General features: G+C 51.7%; 18 protein-coding genes. 14 read left to right on the forward strand and 4 right to left on the reverse strand.

The window, feature by feature from the left end; translation table 11 throughout:
• Positions 1–144 precede the first annotated feature (144 nt).
• The 8 genes from A6D6_RS09370 to A6D6_RS09405 all read left to right on the forward strand — a co-directional run bounded on the left by A6D6_RS09370 (position 145) and on the right by A6D6_RS09405 (position 5,578).
• A complete protein-coding gene (locus tag A6D6_RS09370; RefSeq protein ID WP_236564055.1) occupies positions 145–1,146 on the forward strand; it encodes a virulence RhuM family protein/type II toxin-antitoxin system death-on-curing family toxin in 1,002 nt (333 codons plus the stop codon).
• 373 nt (positions 1,147–1,519) lie between these two features.
• The gene (locus A6D6_RS22205) at positions 1,520–1,849 is read left to right on the forward strand and encodes a hypothetical protein (protein WP_236564056.1); all 330 of its coding nucleotides are present in this window, start codon (positions 1,520–1,522) and stop codon (positions 1,847–1,849) included.
• Between the two features lie 323 nt (positions 1,850–2,172).
• Entirely contained in the window at positions 2,173–2,472 is a 300-nt protein-coding gene (locus A6D6_RS09380; RefSeq protein WP_159660564.1) for a hypothetical protein, read from the forward strand.
• A 107-nt stretch (positions 2,473–2,579) separates the two neighbouring features.
• A complete protein-coding gene (locus tag A6D6_RS09385; RefSeq protein WP_159660565.1) occupies positions 2,580–3,095 on the forward strand; it encodes a hypothetical protein in 516 nt (171 codons plus the stop codon).
• Positions 3,096–3,133: 38 nt separating this feature from the next.
• A complete protein-coding gene (locus tag A6D6_RS09390) occupies positions 3,134–3,280 on the forward strand; it encodes a hypothetical protein (protein WP_159660566.1) in 147 nt (48 codons plus the stop codon).
• Positions 3,281–3,301: 21 nt separating this feature from the next.
• A complete protein-coding gene (locus A6D6_RS09395; protein ID WP_159660567.1) occupies positions 3,302–4,060 on the forward strand; it encodes a HEPN domain-containing protein in 759 nt (252 codons plus the stop codon).
• Between the two features lie 90 nt (positions 4,061–4,150).
• On the forward strand, positions 4,151–4,915 hold the full coding sequence (locus A6D6_RS09400) for a DUF2971 domain-containing protein (protein WP_159660568.1): 765 nt from the start codon (positions 4,151–4,153) through the stop codon (positions 4,913–4,915).
• A 69-nt stretch (positions 4,916–4,984) separates the two neighbouring features.
• Complete coding sequence (locus tag A6D6_RS09405; RefSeq protein ID WP_159660569.1) at positions 4,985–5,578, forward strand: hypothetical protein; 594 nt, start codon at positions 4,985–4,987, stop codon at positions 5,576–5,578.
• Between the two features lie 22 nt (positions 5,579–5,600).
• Here the strand turns inward: A6D6_RS09405 and A6D6_RS09410 are convergent, their stop codons facing one another.
• Entirely contained in the window at positions 5,601–7,001 is a 1,401-nt protein-coding gene (locus A6D6_RS09410) for a Fic family protein (RefSeq protein WP_159660604.1), read from the reverse strand.
• 612 nt (positions 7,002–7,613) lie between these two features.
• Here A6D6_RS09410 and A6D6_RS09415 point away from each other — a divergent pair.
• The 5 genes from A6D6_RS09415 to A6D6_RS09435 all read left to right on the forward strand — a co-directional run bounded on the left by A6D6_RS09415 (position 7,614) and on the right by A6D6_RS09435 (position 13,163).
• Entirely contained in the window at positions 7,614–8,228 is a 615-nt protein-coding gene (locus A6D6_RS09415) for a hypothetical protein (protein ID WP_159660570.1), read from the forward strand.
• Positions 8,229–8,340: 112 nt separating this feature from the next.
• On the forward strand, positions 8,341–9,051 hold the full coding sequence (locus A6D6_RS09420; protein ID WP_159660571.1) for a TIGR02391 family protein: 711 nt from the start codon (positions 8,341–8,343) through the stop codon (positions 9,049–9,051).
• 68 nt (positions 9,052–9,119) lie between these two features.
• The gene (locus tag A6D6_RS09425; RefSeq protein ID WP_159660572.1) at positions 9,120–10,043 is read left to right on the forward strand and encodes a DUF4238 domain-containing protein; all 924 of its coding nucleotides are present in this window, start codon (positions 9,120–9,122) and stop codon (positions 10,041–10,043) included.
• 132 nt (positions 10,044–10,175) lie between these two features.
• Positions 10,176–11,444 (forward strand): SIR2 family protein, encoded by a 1,269-nt coding sequence (locus A6D6_RS09430; protein ID WP_159660573.1) that lies wholly within the window; start codon positions 10,176–10,178, stop codon positions 11,442–11,444.
• Positions 11,445–11,447: 3 nt separating this feature from the next.
• Complete coding sequence (locus A6D6_RS09435) at positions 11,448–13,163, forward strand: ATP-binding protein (RefSeq protein WP_159660574.1); 1,716 nt, start codon at positions 11,448–11,450, stop codon at positions 13,161–13,163.
• 260 nt (positions 13,164–13,423) lie between these two features.
• Here the strand turns inward: A6D6_RS09435 and A6D6_RS09440 are convergent, their stop codons facing one another.
• A complete protein-coding gene (locus A6D6_RS09440; RefSeq protein WP_159660575.1) occupies positions 13,424–13,648 on the reverse strand; it encodes a hypothetical protein in 225 nt (74 codons plus the stop codon).
• A 110-nt stretch (positions 13,649–13,758) separates the two neighbouring features.
• On the opposite strand from A6D6_RS09440, the gene lldD reads away from it, so the two are divergent.
• Positions 13,759–14,901, forward strand: coding sequence for an FMN-dependent L-lactate dehydrogenase LldD (gene lldD, locus A6D6_RS09445; RefSeq protein ID WP_159660576.1), 1,143 nt, complete (start codon positions 13,759–13,761; stop codon positions 14,899–14,901).
• Positions 14,902–14,919: 18 nt separating this feature from the next.
• Here lldD and A6D6_RS09450 read toward each other — a convergent pair whose 3' ends face one another.
• Positions 14,920–16,182 (reverse strand): type II toxin-antitoxin system HipA family toxin, encoded by a 1,263-nt coding sequence (locus tag A6D6_RS09450; protein ID WP_159660577.1) that lies wholly within the window; start codon positions 16,180–16,182, stop codon positions 14,920–14,922.
• Positions 16,179–16,520, reverse strand: a complete 342-nt coding sequence (locus A6D6_RS09455) for a helix-turn-helix domain-containing protein (protein WP_159660578.1) — start codon at positions 16,518–16,520, stop codon at positions 16,179–16,181. The genes A6D6_RS09450 and A6D6_RS09455 overlap by 4 nt, the downstream gene beginning before the upstream one ends.
• Positions 16,521–16,577 lie beyond the last annotated feature (57 nt).

Consider the following 16,577-nt stretch of genomic DNA (forward strand, 5'->3'; position numbering starts at 1 on the left):
AAATTCTAGGTTGCATTAAGTGGGGCGGTCGGAAAGCTGGAAACCGCAACAGGTACTGCTCCGACTATTTCCTGCAAGCAGGTGTACCTCCGTGCGCGGTACTGTCAGTATGGTCAGTGTGGCTGATTGCGGCAAGGAGGTTGTGTGAGTGACATTGTCATTTTTGAGGAGGACGCCGGTCCGGTGGAGGTTCGCCTGGAGAGCGAGACGGTCTGGCTCTCTCAAAAGCAGATGGCGGAGCTGTTTGGGAAGGACCTGCGTACCATCAGCGAGCACGTTGGCAACGTGTACGAAGAGGGTGAGTTGGGCCGTGAGGCAACTATCCGGAAATTCCGGATAGTTCGCCAGGAGGGCAAGCGGCAGGTTCGGCGCGCGATTGATCACTACAACCTCGATGTCATCATTTCCGTGGGCTACCGTGTCAAATCTCAGCGTGGCGTGCGCTTTCGCCAATGGGCCACCCGCGTCCTCCGCGAACATCTGACCCAGGGCTACAGCCTCAACGAGCACAGTCTGGCCCGGCAGGGCCTCGCCGAGCTGGAGCAGGCCGTGGAACTGCTCGGCCAAACCCTTGCCCGGCAGGAGCTGGTCTCCGACATCGGTCAGGAGGTGGTCGGTCTGATCCTCGGCTATGCGCGCACCTGGCGCTTGCTCCAGGACTACGACGAAGGTGCTCTGGGCGTGCCTCCCGGGGCCCGCCAGGCCCGCGGTGTGCTGGGCGTGGATGAAGCCCGCTGTGCCCTGGATGCGCTGGCCGGCGAACTACGCGATAGGGGCGAAGCGAGCGACCTTTTCGCCCGGGACCGGGACGATGGCTTGGCCTCTATCCTCGGGAACCTGGAACAAAGCATGTTCGGCGAGCCCCTCTACGGCACCCGCGAGGAGCGCGCCGCGCACCTGTTGTATTTCGTGATCAAGAACCATCCCTTCTCGGACGGCAATAAGCGCTCCGGCGCCTTCCTGTTCCTGCTCTACCTGCGCCAGGAAGGCATGCGCCTGACCTTGAACGAACAGGGCCTGACCGCCCTGACGCTGCTGATCGCCGAAAGCGACCCGAAGGCCAAGGATCTGATGGCTCGGCTCGTCATGAACCTGATTGCGGATGACAGCAATGTGGCCAGCAAGGATGAGACGAGTACCGAATGAAGGAAGTCCCGCTCAGGGTCAAGCTCATGGTTGGAACGGTTTCATGGCAAAAAAAGCGACCCCCGGCGCCCGTAAAACCCCGGCCAGCCCCCTCACCCGGGGCCACAAAAAGAAAGCCCGCACCCGGTGACAACTGCTGGACGCCGCCCTGCGCATCTACGCCCGCGCCAGCCTCGGCGGCCTGGCCCTCAACACCCTCGCCGAAGAAGCCGGCGTCTCCAACGGCACCGTCTACAACGACTTCCGCTCCCGCGAACAAGTCCTCGAAGCCGTCGGCCTGGAACTCGCCGTCCAACTCTCCGAACAGATCCTCACCGTCAGCCAAGCCGTCGAAAGCGGCGCCGAACGCCTCAGCATCGCCGTACGCACCTTCATGAATAAAGCCCGGACCGACCCCGACTGGACCCGCGCCCTCATCACCGTGGTCCGCTACGCCGAAGGCATGCGCTCCGCCCTCGCCACCTACCTCCGCGCCGACCTCCAAGCCAGCCGCTGCCAAGGCGACTTCCACTACGCCCACGAAGAAATGGCCATGAGCATGGTCATCTCCGCCACCCTGGGCGCCATGAACCTGCTCGTGGAAGACGGCGAAGTGGAGCACGCCGACCGTATTGCGGCGGAGATGGTGCTGCAGGCGCTGGGGGTGCCGCCGGAGAAGGCTAAGTGGATTGCTGGGTTGCCGTTGCCTGGGGAGGATAGGTAGGCGGCCTTGCCATAGCGTGGGTCGCTGATCTGCGATTTATCTAGTTTGGGTAATTAGTAAGGGCTTACTTAAAAGGTCGTTGGCGCTTGGGCGTTGGCGGCTTTTTTTGTTTTTGGGGGGATAGAATTGGCCGAGGTGCCAGAAAAGGGAGGTTCGAGGCGTTTGTCAGCGGCTGGCTTTTCTGGTTTTATTTTGTGTCAGGGGAAAAGAGATAAGTGATATGACGCCGGCGTCTTCATTGGATCTTCGAGTTGGCGTCCTGATACCCGTTGGGCGTTAATACAGCTTTAATACCAAGCGATAGGCATAGGGAGCACAAAATCATGATCAAGGCCACTGGTGCCGCAAAACTGACGAGCGACGTCACAGGCAAAACGTATGAGATCACGCCAGAAGAACTTGAGTGGGAAGTCGCTGGTGGAGATGAGCGCGGCATGGGTGTTGAAACCCTTTATGAGGCTATGGTTCAGGTAGAGGAACACGATCCGGATAAAGTGGTGTCCTGCACGTGGACCGCCTCTGAATATCCGGTAGGCGCTCTCAATCACGTAACGGCAGTGGAGGAAAATGGTGCCTTAGATGCTGATTTCTCATTTCACTGGGAGTATCAGCCCGAAGATTAGTGCTTGAATCCCGCTCAACAAGTACATCCAGACGACGTGTTTGCTACCGCTTTGCGTTCTCAAATCCGTGGCTGATGATTGGCGTTATACAAGACGTTGTAAAAAATATGGCAGACAAATACCACGCTCTTTATGAGCTCGCTAAGGAAGCATTTTTCGAAGAGATAAATAGGTTGGCTCGTATTGAAAGAAAAGCGTCGGTAATGATTTCGGTGCTTACAATTTTTATTGGGGCGTATATATCAGCATTGCAATGGATTGCGAGTAAAACCACGCCGCCTGAGTCGTGTCTGGAGTGGTTGATAATAGTTGTTTCAGCTGTTCTGTTTGGCTCCCTGGTTTTTTCGTGGGTGCTTGTATTGCGGGTTTTCACTATCGACAGGAGGAGAGTGATCCCAGCTAATAATGGACTGATTGAATTTTATAAGCAGAATAGTTTTGTTACCATAAACTACGGGATGGCGAATAAGTTTTGCGAAGTTACTAGGGAAAATAGAGGAATATCGGATAAAAAGGTAAAGCGTCTCATTTTTGGAATGCGATTTGTTCTTGCCAGTGGCACGATATTTGTAGCGCTTGGCGTTCTAATTGCAGCACAGATTTGGATATCGAACTTAAAGTAGAGCACAGCTGACTTTTTATCATTGAGGAGGTGCCTAAGATGTCAAACGATAAAAATCAAGGTAAGGAAGAAGATGAAGATCAGAGTGAGCCTGATTTTGATGTAACTCCACCCGATTTCGAGGTCGCAAACGAAAGCTACGATTCAGAGCAATCAGAAAAGTATAAAAAAGATAAGTCGGAGTGAGGATCTAAAAGGTCGATTCGGATGATCACCCAAAGCGCTCGGGCGCTTTGGGTTACCTCCACGGCCTTCGGTCGCTCCGGCAGCAACCGAGCTTTGATGTTTGAAAGAGGGCATTTCGGCATGTCCATCAGTTATGAGGAAGCCCAGCAGCAGGCCGCATACGAAGAATTCGTTGATTCACTGGCAGAAGAACTTTATGACAAGCATCGAGATCAGGCGATTGAAGAGTTCGTAACTGAAAGGCTTAAGTCATACTATGAACGAAACTCCTCAATCGCCGTCAATGCACTGAAATTCCTAGAGACTTCGGAAAGCCTATTGGAAAGAGACCCAACGGCTTCGCTCCTGTATTCCTCTATCGCTACGGAGGTTATTTTAAAGGCGGTTATGCTTAAGCCCATCGTTTCGGGTTTGGTGCACAGTGAATCTATTTCGGAGTTGGTCGCAACTGCTCTGACTAAACAGACTGGAGTTGATCGGTTCAGGGATTTGATTTTTAAAATATTAGAAGTTTACGTTGAGGTTGACGAAGGTGCCGCGAAGTATAGTCGTCCCGAGTCAGAAATATCGCTTTGGAAAGAGAGGGAGCTAGTTCAAAAGGTTCGGAACTCTGTTGCCCACCGGGCAGAGTTTTGTGACATGGCCGATGCGCAACGTTCATTAGCGGTAGCAAATGAATTTTATTCACTCACAGAGCGACTTATTTCTGCACTTGGTTTCCAATTTGATAGTGCCGGCGAGATCAGATTTGGGGTTCCTGGACAACAGGCTATTTTATAAAATTCAGCTGTACAGCTAGCGATTTCTCGCTGCTTCGCAGTTTCAAAGTTGCGCCTTGGCCGGGCGTCAGGCAGAAGGTGATCCAGTCATATGGAAGACATAATATATAAATACATGGAGTTCAGAGAGGAGTTTTTCGATACTAGGTTGCTAAGATTTACTCCTAGGCTTTATCTCAATGATCCATTTGAGGTTAGACCCTCGTTCTCTGAACATGCGGAGTATGTTCATCGAGTAAATGGTTACGGTAAATCTGTAAATTCAGTCATTGAAGAAATGAAAAGGAATCAGCATTTAGTTCTTAAGGGGGTCGCCGTTCAGGACTTTGATATATACGGAATACTCTCTCTGACAGAAAGGAATGATAACTTATTGATGTGGGCTCACTACGCGCAAGATCATTCTGGCATGGTGATTGGATTCGATCCCAGACATGAATTTTTCGATGCCTCGAAGTCCTCTAAAAAGTATGTAAGAAATGCGGTAAGTGAATATATCGGTGTTTTAAAGAAAGTTCGGTATGCAAAGCATCGAAAATCTAAAGGATCCTCTTTGGATGAGTATTTCTTTTTGAAATCAAATGACTGGTGGACGGAGAGAGAGGTTAGATATGTTCTTCCTATCTCTGAGGCCGATGAGTTTAGGAAGAATGAGAGCGGTGAGACTTTAGCTTTTTATCAGGTTCCTGGCGACGCTATTGTATCCGTAATATTCGGAATTAGAGCCTCTGAGGATAATATAAATAGGGTGAAGGCTAAGGTTCGTGATTCAAGGATCTACAGAAACGTGAAATTATATCAGTCAAAAATGTGCAGCGAGCAATATAATCTGTTCATTCAACCAATTGATGCTTAAAATACGCAGGAACTCAGGCCAAATTTTCGCTGCGCTTCGATTTTTCGGTGTTGCGGGTGCTAACTTTCTATGAAACTATTAGGCCCCAAGAAAGATCTCGACATCGCGGGTAAAGCGATTGATTGCATGAAATCAACCACAAGTTTTTCTGAGTTTAAGGAAAACTGGGAGAATTTTCTTTTCCGGATAGAGAGATCTTGGGAGTTCACCGAAATAACGCTCAAATCTAAGAAGGGCTTCCAGCAATGGCACAAGCCATACACCGACCTGCGGAAAAAAGACCCTTTGCTATTATTTTTGCGGCAGGCACGAAATGCTGAGATGCATAGCGTTACGCCCACAGTAACGAAGCCTCTTACGATGGAAGTAGTTGATAAGAGTGGGCGTGGCTTTCATCTCAATTCAGTTTCATCGCGGCTGGAAAATGGGACTTTGACGATAGATTTGGATTCGCCCGATATATTGCTCGATCTGGATACTAGAATCATGCCTGCCGATCCTGAAGTTGTGCGCTTCAAGAATAGAGGAAAGTGGTACAATCCACCATGGCAGCATCTCCGGGAAAGAATCCGTGATCTCCACCCAGTGGGCTTGGCCGAACTTGGGCTGGTGTTCTATCGAGCCTATGTCAATGAAGCTGAGATTTGGAGTCAGAGAACTTAAGAATTGATCAACGGCGTGTGTCTCATGGGTTAGCCAGCCAAATCTCTTGCCAGGCCGAAAATTGCGATGGCTTTATCCGGTAGCGGGCAAAGTTGCCCGCGTGCAGGCTCAAGACCTCATTTTCGGCCACTTCCCGGAACCGCTGCCGGTCTTCTTGCGGAATATGCTGTTCCGCCCATTGAACAATGCGGTTGAACGCGGCTTTCTTGTTCATCCGCTCTAGCACAATATTCTGGACGACTTCCTGCAGTGCCGAGCGATACTTCAGCCGGAAAGGGTCGGGTTCGCCGAGCGATTGTCGGACGGCGGTGTAATGCGACGCCGACCGCTCATAGGCCCAAATGAACACATCCTTAAGCAGGTCGATCCGGTTCAATTCATACACGCCAAGCATCGCTTCGGTATAGATATCGGCGGGCACCTCCGTGAAGGAGAGCGGGATCAGGTTGGCTTTGATGAATGGTATATTCGCCGCCAGCCGGGAAACGCGCTTGTTCACGTCATCGAACGGCTGCAGATACGGCAACTGAACCATGATAAAGAACGCCTGCTCGAAGGGATCGTCGATGGCGCTGGCCGTCGCCAGGATCTGATCAAAATAGTCTTCAATCAGGGGCGGCACTTCGAGGGGATGAAACACGGACTTCTCAATACCAACCGCGATTCGGCGCAAGCGGCCGGTGGCCTCAGGGTCGGCCAACAGGTTGTTGGCCAGCAAAGCATGAAGATTGAGGATCGTATAGCGGTTGAAGCCGATCTCCTCCGCCGAGCCCACAAGAAATTCGATGGCGTCCTTGTGGTTCAGGATCATTTGCGACTCGACGTGCGCCTTACCCGGCGTCTCTTCCCCGAAGGCGATCAGCCGTTTCGTATCCAGCAGAGAGTACGTGTTCCCCTCCAGGCGGCTGGAGTTCCACGAAAGATCGATCAGCAGGCGGTTCAGAATCTGTTTTGCATAGGTGCCCGCCGGCCGGGGCCCCGAGGGCGGCGTGCCGATCTCCCGAAGGTGCGCGCGCTCGACGGGTGCAAGATACGCCGTATGGTTGGGCCGGTACTGTTCAAGGAAGCCGTGTTCATACCCCGCCGGCTTGCGTGACCGAAGCGGTTTTCGCAAGGCGTTCTGGATCTCAGCGGCCTGGCGGGAGACGGGTATAGCGCCCGCCGCTTCCTCGTAGGAAGGTTCCCGAACGCTGCTGCCTTGTCTGGGCTCGGTATCTGCAGGGAAGTATCGGACCCACCGTTTTTCCCCGGCCTTGATGAGCCGGCCCGCATCCACCAGGTGTTTTAAACGGTACTGGAGTGTGCGCCGGGGCAACGATTGCTCAAGAGCATCCAGGACCTCCTGAAGGCCGACACCCTCAGGGTGGGCGGACACCACGGCTTCAATGTCCTGTAGCGCCTTTTGAGGTATGGGTTTCGCCATGATCAAGTAGGTTGCTCATTAGATTTATGCGCAATTAAAGCATGTGTATGCGCAGCTATCAATGCTGTGCGCAACCAATGTTGCGCAAAGGGGATTCGCGAAAGACCGCGTGATCGCCGGAGATAACGATGAAGTCGAGGGCTTCTTGATGGCAGCGACCACCGTTCGGATGAAGCCCAAGGGCTTATCTATGCAGTCCGGCATGCTGATCGCGGGCCACCACGTCAACTCCTTGTGTGCCGTGTGCTTGCGCCAATGGCCACCCTCGTCCTCTGTGAACACTTCTCCCAGAGTAGCCGCCTTAAATGCCGCCGGCAGGCAAGCGTCGGTGGTCTTTTGGGTTTGGGAAAGAGAGTTGGTCAAGATATCAGGAGGAAGCCTGCCAGTTGAATTTGTAAGTGGCTGACTTTTCTGGTTTTATTTTACGTTAGGGGAATTCAAGAAAAATGATATGACGCAGGCGCGTTCATTGGATATTCGCGCCGTCGTTCTAATACCTGTTAGGTTCCAATGATGGCATCACTTGAATCTCGATTTAACGAGTTCCTAGAAAAGAAGCTTGGTGCAGAATCGATTGATGCACTCCATACGCCGAGCTCGAACGATCCGAAGATGGCCGACTATTACTTAGCAAATAGAAAAATAGTTGCAGAAGTTAAGTCCCTCCAAGCTGATCAAATATCTAAAGGCGCTGCTGTCGTCGATGAGCATCTAGCTAATAAGGGGGCAGTTATCTTTGGAACATTGCCATCCTCAAGGATTACAAATAGTCCAGAAGAAGAATCGGCACTTATGCAAAAAATTGAAAACAAAATGACAACGCGCATAAAGAAGATATGTAGCGATGCCAATAGGCAAATAACGAGTCAATTTGAAAAATTGCCACATTTAGCGACAGGAGTGTTAATTTTAATCAATGAAGACAACAGTAGCATGCATCCGAGTATGGTTGCGAAAAGGGTCGCGGATTTTGCCGCGTCGCAACCACGGAGTATTCACTATTGTCTTATGATTTTTGAATCTCATAAAATTCGTGTTAAAGGTAAGCTGCTTCCATACCCACTACTTTTCGATCTAACGCGAAGTGCACGCCAAAGGCGATCTGCTGCTTTTTTGGAGTCACTTCAATGGCAATGGGCACAGACTTACGGGCACACAGAAAAGGTGGGATCTACAAAGAGAAACCCTGTTACCTATTACCCAGAGGAAATTGTTTTTGGCGAGTAAAAAACCTAACAATACGTGCCAGTCGGACAGGTTGTTCCGTGGCTTTTTCTAGCACAAAACGCCACTCCACAAACTGCCGCTGCACTTTGCGTTATGCAAATAGGGATTGAATATGGTCCGCTGGTACCTGTCGGTGAAAAACATACTTCGCGCCATTGAGCAGAAGGCTGGAGATGCCCTACCTATATATGAGCAAGGCGGAAAAGAGGCGTGCGCAGCGATCAATAACTACATGTCTTCTGATTATGAGCGCTTATGGGATCTATGGAGGCAGCAATTCCCAGAGGAAAGGCTGGGGAATTTGGGGCGCCATATACATTTTGGTGAGGACTGTGACTACAGAGATATAATTAATCATGACCTCCCCGAAATTGATAGAAGAGCCGAAGCACATTTGCTCGCCTCAGTAGGCGAGGAAAGACCTGAAATCTATATGGGTTTTGAGCACCTGCTGCACCCGATAATTGTGGAGCATGCATATCAGCTATTTCGTAATGGACATCTTCGTGAGGCCGTCCTGAACTCGATAACTGCGGTATTCGACTTTATTAGAGCAAGGACTGGCTCAGAGGAGGATGGTGATCGGCTTATCGGCCAGGTTATGTCTCCAAATGACCCTAGGCTAATTTTGTCAGAGCTTGGCACGGATTCCGGGCAGAATGATCAAAGGGGGTTTATGCAAATATTCAAGGGCGCGTATCAGGGGATAAGAAATCCCAAAGCTCACAGCCTCACTCACGATCTTACGGAAATGAAAGCTGCACAATATCTTGTATTTGCGAGTCTTCTCGCTAGGCGTGTCGAGGAAGCCACAGATGTATAACAAAGCAGAGCACGCGACAAGCCCGTGTCAGCAGCGTTATACCTTAGAGAGAGTCCTGGAGTGTTAAGTTGAATCTGCAAAAAAAGAAGAAACAGCACTTTGTGTGGCGTAAATATTTAAGAGCATGGTCCGAGAACGAAAGCGTATACTGTCTTATGGGCGGAAGGATATTTAAATCCGGGTTGATGGGGGTTGGGCAAGAAAGGTACTTCTACAAGCTTAAAGAGTTAAATGAAACTGAGATGGATTTCATTAAAGCTCTCATTGCTCAAGATAAACGACCAATGATTCGCGATCTTAACCACGGATGGATAGATTTCTTTAATCAGGTTTTTAAAATAAAAGATCTAATGGAAAGCCACGGAGTGTCACATCCAGAAGCAGATGAAATGCTAGATGTGCTAGTTCATAATTTTGAGGAGGATTTTCATGGAAAGATCGAGTCTGACGCCATTAAATTCCTTGAGATGCTGTATCGCAAAGACCTCTCCTTTTATGACGACGACGATCAGTTGATCGAGTTCTTGTTTTTCATCTGCCAGCAGTATTTTAGAACACAGAACATCAATAACAATGTCAGGGAAGCTGTTGGTTCCTTTAAAGGCTTCAATGTTGATGGAATGTGGGCCGTACTTAGGCATACAAGTGCAACAAGTGTCGGGTTTAGCTTGTACCAAGATAGAGCCGACTTTCGGCCGGTACTTATAGAGAACACTTCGAATATACCGTTCATTACTGGCGACCAACCAATAATTAATACTCATGCTATTGGTTTAAGTCTTGAGGAAGTCCCGTCTGAGCTCGAGTTCTATTATCCATTGACACCGAGGCTAGCTCTTCTTATGACCAATAACCCAGACTTGAATAGAAAGGGGGCGATGTCCATCGGAGAAGAAAAAGTTATTATGTACAATAAATTTATTCATTCGCAGGCAGGCAAACAGGTCTATTCGTTCGAAAGAGGCGCTTTGGAGCGGCTTTTGAATGAATAGCATGGCTAGGGAAAGGCATAACAATCGCGTGTTGCCGGACTGGCATTTCGCTTCGCTCCAATTCAGCCGCAAATGCGGGCGTTATACGTTTTTGAAGAATATCTTAATCCGTTGACTTGTTATGGGTGATTTATGAATAACCGGGAGCTGCCTAATATTGACGGGAGGCTTGCCTACCTAAAACCTGGGGGGAAGGAATGGGAAGCGTTATCTGAGGGGGCGTTTTTGGCTCTTGTACAGGATTTCGGACAGGAGGCTAGAGAATTAGCCGAAGAAGAAAAGATAAAATTAGGTCAAAATAGGCAGTATTTAAACGATACCCTTTTGAAGGCGCTGCAATTACCTAACTTATTTTTCTTTGCTGGTAGTGGAACTTCTCTTGCCGAAGTTCAAGGGCCCAGTATGCGGGATCTATGGCAAAAATCGATGCTGAAATCTCCAGATGCAGGCGAGTCAGATGATGACTTTGGCGTACTTACAGAAGAAGCTCAAGCGACAATAGATAAAGTAAGATATTCAGAACTAGAAAATCCCAATATCGAGCACTTTTTGTCACAATGTGACGCCTACCTTTTATTTAATGAGGACGAAGAAGTTGAGAATTTCCTAAATCAGGTAAAAAAAACGATACTACACGAATGCTCCTCATTCATAGATACAGAGAAAAGTGATATATCTTGCTATCAAAACCTCTTGCAAAAATTAGCTCGAAGAAGAGTGCGTGACCCTCGATTAAAAGTGTTTACTACAAATTACGATATGTGTTTTGAAACAGCAGCCTCAGATCTTGGTATGATGATAGTTGACGGTTTCTCATACACTCGAAATCGTAAATTTGACGGCAAGTATTTTAACTATGATGTGGTTAGAAGGGAAAGTGATAGCCATGAGTTTGTCGAAGGTATTGTTCAACTTTACAAATTACATGGCTCGGTTAGTTGGGAAAGAAAAGGGAATGATGTATTTGAGGTGTCTGAGCCATCGCCCGAAAATGCAGTATTGATCTACCCGGCGAAGGGAAAATACCAACAAGCTTTCATTCAGCCTCATCTAGAATTGTTATCGCGATTTTTAGAATCTTTAAGGCAGCCAAATTCATGCTTAATAATTGCTGGGTTTGGCTTCAATGATGATCATTTATCTGAGCCCGTAATTTCAGCAATAAAATCAAACCCAAGCCTAAAGTTAATTATTTCTGATTATAGGGCGGCCTCGAATATCAATAATCAATCCCGGGTGATCAGCCGCTACTGGAAGGATTTGTCTGATTTGGCTTCTCAGGGGTACGACATACATTTTATTAATGGAAGCTTTTCAGAATTCGTATCGATCATTCCACATCTAAGAGCGTTGACACCCGCTGATCAGTTAGCTAAAGCCGTTAAAGCCGCTGGAAGATAAATAATGGACCTGAATTTACTGTTTACTGAAACGGGAATTTTAAGTAATCGGCTCAAAGTTGGAGTTGTCTCCACTGTAACTGCTCAAGGAATTAAAGTTAATCTTGCGCATTCAGGTGATGTGAGTGCGAGCTACGTTGATGGAAGCAGGTATGGTCGGGGAGAAGTGGGGGAGTTGCTTTTAATTGAGGGGCAGCAATCAATATTGCTGGGTCGTTTAACGGAAGTCAGGCTTCCTGATCGAGATCGAACAGAATTATCACAAGATTTTGAAGGTTCTAGTCAGCTGGATGCTATTGGGTTTGTTCAACTATTAGGCTCAATTAATATTGAACAGCTAAGGATTCAAGCGGGAGTTATTTCCTACCCTAGACTAGGTGATAGGGTGTTTTCGGCTCCGCTTGAATTCATTTCTGCCCTTCCTGAACTGATGGTCACTGGTGTGACGAATACAGTAGGTACTAGGGTTACACTAGAGATTGGTGAGGTTACAGGTGAAACCGGAAGCAAAATACGTGTAACTCCTGAAAAGCTTTTTGGACGTCATTGTGCAATTTTAGGTTCTACTGGTGGCGGAAAAAGCTGGACTACAGCAAAAATAATTGAAGAGTGCGCTAAGTATGAAAACTCTAAAATTGTTGTCATTGATGCTACCAGTGAATATCGGACTCTGAATAATAAATATACATCCCATTATCATATTGGCGAACCCATCTATAAGAACGATAAGTCTACAGAGATTTGCATACCCCCAACAGATTTCTTGGAGTCAGACTTCTTGGCAATTTTTGACCCTTCAGGCAAAGTGCAAGGGCCAAAACTGAAAGAAGCAATTAAAAGTCTCAGGTTGGCCAAGCTAGCGCCTGATTTATTTCCGGGCGGGTTTGTAGAGAAAATAAACCAAAGTAAGGCATTGTATCGGCAGGCTATGAATAGGGATGGTAACTCAAAGCTTGTGGATAACCCCTCGCAGGAATTTGATGTAACGAAGCTAATCAAGCAACTTGTTCAGGAGTGTTGCTGGGATAATGTTGATAGTTGGGGAAAAGAAAGCAATGATCTCGGCTACTGCTCATCCTTGTTTACAAGAATACAAGCAGTAATTCATTCGCCATCGTTAAAGTCCGTTTTTAATAGTGACGGACGAGAACATTTTGAAGAGGCGTTAAGGCAGTTTATTGAAGGAGATGGTAGGGTTTTCAGGCTTTGTTTAAGTGATGTTAGTTACGAATTCTATGCCAGGGAAGTTTTAGCTAACGTGATAGGGAGAAAGCTGCTTTCATTTGCAAGAAAAGAAGCTTTCCGGGATAAACCTGTGTTAGTCATCGTGGATGAAGCGCATAACTTTCTTGGCAAAAGAGTTGGAGCAGAAGATCATTCTGCAAAACTTGATGCATTTGAAATGGTGGCTAAGGAAGGCAGAAAATACGGGTTGAATATATGTTTAACTACTCAAAGGCCGCGAGATATAACCGAAGGTGTACTTAGCCAGATGGGCACCTTGTTAGTCCATCGACTAACAAATGATAGAGATAGAGAGGTTGTTGAAAGAGCCTGTGGTGAGATAGACCGTTCCGCCGCCTCCTTTTTGCCTAATTTAAAACAAGGGGAGGTAGCTTTGGTTGGTATTGACTTCCCAATACCAATGACAATCCAAATTGATAAACCTATATGCCCACCGAAATCAGATGGTCCAAGTTTTCAAAATATATGGAGTTGATTGAATGGGCCAGAGAGCGTATATCAAAGCTGTACAGTGATGGTTATCACCTGACAGCCTCCTTACGCCAGTTCGCTCAGTCTCGTTGCAACTGTTAGCGATTCAGTAGAGCTGATTTGATTGCTTCTGCTCCTTTCCGATAACAAACCACCGCAAGCAGCTCAGAATCGACCCAAACACCCCAATATCGACTTCCACGATAGTGCCCAATCTCAATGTTCGGCTTGCGCTTTTTCATGATACCTCCCTGGTCTCTTTGGCTAGCCATTGATTCCATCCAGAAAGGCACAAGCCCACTGTTCGGCATGACTGCGCCCCAATAAAGCAAGTCTTTTGGCATCCTTGATTGCTCTGTCTTCTCGATCGAAAGCATCCAGCCGGTTCGCGAGCGCCGAGAAAAGCGCCTCCAAATAGTTAAACTGCTCAACCGCCAAACAGGCCATATCACCCACTTCAGTACGCCCCACATCATACGCCTTGGTCATCTCCGCCTCCTTCCATTACTCTCCTTAAATCGACCCACCCAGTAGAGCGCAGACCACGAATTATGGTCTACAGACGATAAGTAGCACTTTCCCCCTTTGTTGAGACAACCATGATCATCTCCTCGACCCACGATTACCGCCTCGCCGCCAAGCGCCGCCTGCCGCCGTTCCTGTTCCACTACATCGACGGGGGCGCGTACGACGAGCACACCCTGGCGCGCAATGTGGCGGATCTGCGCGATTTGGCGTTGCGGCAGCGGGTGTTGAAGGAAGTGGGGGACGTGGATCTGTCGACGCGGCTGTTTGGGGAGGATGTGAGCCTGCCGGTGGCGCTGGCGCCGGTGGGGCTCACCGGGATGTTCGCGCGGCGGGGCGAGGTGCAGGCGGCGCGGGCGGCGTCGTCGTGGGGCGTGCCGTTTACGTTGTCGTCGGTGTCGGTGTGTCCCATCGAGGAGGTGCAGCCGGCGTTGACGCGGCCGATGTGGTTTCAGCTGTATGTGCTGCGCGACCGCGGTTTCATGAAGAACGCGCTGGAGCGGGCCTGGGCGGCGGGGGTGCGGACCCTGGTGTTCACGGTGGATATGCCGGTGCCGGGGGCGCGCTATCGCGATCGGCATTCGGGGATGTCCGGGCCGTTCGCGGCCTGGCGGCGGGTGCTGCAGGCGGTGACGCACCCGCGCTGGGCGTGGGACGTGGGGCTGCGCGGGCGGCCGCACGATCTGGGCAATGTGTCGGCCTATCTGGGCCATCGCATTCACCTGGAGGATTACATCGGCTGGCTGGGCGAGAACTTCGATCCGTCCATCGGTTGGCGGGATCTGGAGTGGATTCGGGAGTTCTGGAAAGGCTCGATGGTGCTCAAGGGCATCCTCGACCCGGAGGACGCCCGCGAGGCGGTGCGGTTCGGCGCGGACGGCATCGTGGTCTCCAACCACGGCGGGCGCCAGCTCGATGGCGTGCTGTCCTCGGCCCGGGCGCTGCCGGCCATCGCCGACGCGGTGCAGGGCGACCTGACGATCCTGGCGGATTCCGGCGTGCGCTCCGGCCTGGACGTGGTGCGCCTGCTCGCCCTGGGCGCGGACGGCGTGCTGCTGGGCCGCGCCTTCGTCTACGCCCTCGCCGCCGCCGGCGAGCAGGGCGTGGCCCATGTGCTGGACCTGATCGCCAGCGAGATGAAGGTGGCGATGACGCTTATCGGGGCCAGGGCGGTTGGGGAGATTTCGCGGGAGAGTCTGGTGCAAGCCGGCGATTGAATTCTGGTGCCGTGGCGTCTAATCAAAAATCGAAGGCGACAAAACCGTCGCCTTCGCCAGATACTCGATATCCCCGGCTTCCATTCCCGCCGCTGAAAACAGCGCCTTCCAGTGTTTCTCCACCACCTGCTTCATGGCGTCGACGCATTCGGCGGCTTCCCGTTCGCTCAGACCAAACCGCTCCGCCTGGCTGAGGGCGTTGTGGAGCGTGGCCGCGCGGCCGTGGTGGCCGACGGTCATGGCCAGGTCCGCGGAGTAGCCCAGCCGGGGCCGGGGGCAGAGGTCGTAGCCGGGGGTGAGGTCGAGGGCGGCGCCGTCCCAGAAGCAGGCGTGGTTGCGGGCGTGGTCGTCGGTGTTGCCGATCAGGATGTTGAAGACCATGCGCCGGAACAGCTCCGGGCCGTCCCGTTCGAAGTCCCGGGCGTATTGGCGCAGCGCGTCGGCCAGTTCCAGGTAGCTGGCTTCGCCGCTGCGGACGGCGTATTCGTCCAGGTCCAGCAGGGTCATGGCGCTGAGCATGTGGCGGCGGGTCGGGTGGCCGGTTGCGTTGGTGTCGCGGTCGAAGCGGCGGACCAGCAGTACGTCCTTGCCGGAGACTTCCAGGACGCGGGTGTCCGCCACGTTCAGGCCGGCTTTGGCGGCGAGCCGCATGGCGCCGCTTTCCGCGGCGATCATGTTGAGGGTGTCCCGGCTGGAGCTGAATTTGGCGACCAGCCAGGACTTGCCGCGCCGGAACAGCACCTTGGGGCGGGCGCCGCCGATGCTGGTGCCGTGGTTCAGGGCGGCGTCCAGGTCGTCATCCAGTTCCTGGCCGCGTTCCATCCGTTCCGCCGCTTCCAGGGCGTCCGCCAGCGGGCGGATCGGCTTGGCGCGGGGCGCGTAGGCGTCCGGGCGGTCGGTGGCGTCCAGGGCGCCGATGCGGTCGGCGCCGGCGCCGAGCAGGTAATCAATCTCCCCGAGCTCGCCTTCGAGGCGGTAAGGGGCCTTGCCGGTGGGGTCGAGGGTTTTCGCGATTTCCCGCTGGATGATGCGCCGGCCCCAGGCGTCCGGCGCCGCGTCGCGCACGGCGCCGCTGAGCTCCAGGTCGAGGACGTAGGGCTCACCGGTGAGCTCGCCCAGGGGGCGGCCGGGGATAGAGAGCGGGATGGCATCCGGCCGGGCCAGGTAGCTTTTGCCGTAGCGGAACACGTATTCGGCGCCGTCCCAGGCCACCACGCCGCACACCACCGGTTCCGCCTGCCCCGGCGGAAAGAACCAGAGGTAGGCGCGATCAGAAATCATTGTCGACGTCCTGGGGCCGGAACCGGCGCCGGCTGGCGGGGCGGCGCGCGCCGGCGCGGATACCCTTTTGGGGTGGGCTGGCCCGGCTCGGGCAGGGTCGCCAGCAGGGGCAGGTCAAGCAGCCACAGGGCGGCCACCACCAGGCCGACGTCGACCTTCGGGTCGCCTTTTTCCAGGGCGCTCACGTGTCGCCGGTCCACCTTGCCCAGGCGCGCACCCAGGTCGGTCTGGGACCAGCCGCGCGCCTTGCGGGCCTCGGCGATCAGGGCGCCGGTGTCGCGCAGGGCATCGAGAATCTGGGCCTTTTGATAAACGGGAGAATCGACTGTCCGGGGCATTTTGATCACTAAACCGTACAAAGTGGCGTTAAATGTACGTTATGGCGTTCCTTGTGA

Origin of the sequence: Alcanivorax xiamenensis, assembly GCF_009846745.1 — a bacterium.
Classification (GTDB): domain Bacteria; phylum Pseudomonadota; class Gammaproteobacteria; order Pseudomonadales; family Alcanivoracaceae; genus Alloalcanivorax; species Alloalcanivorax xiamenensis.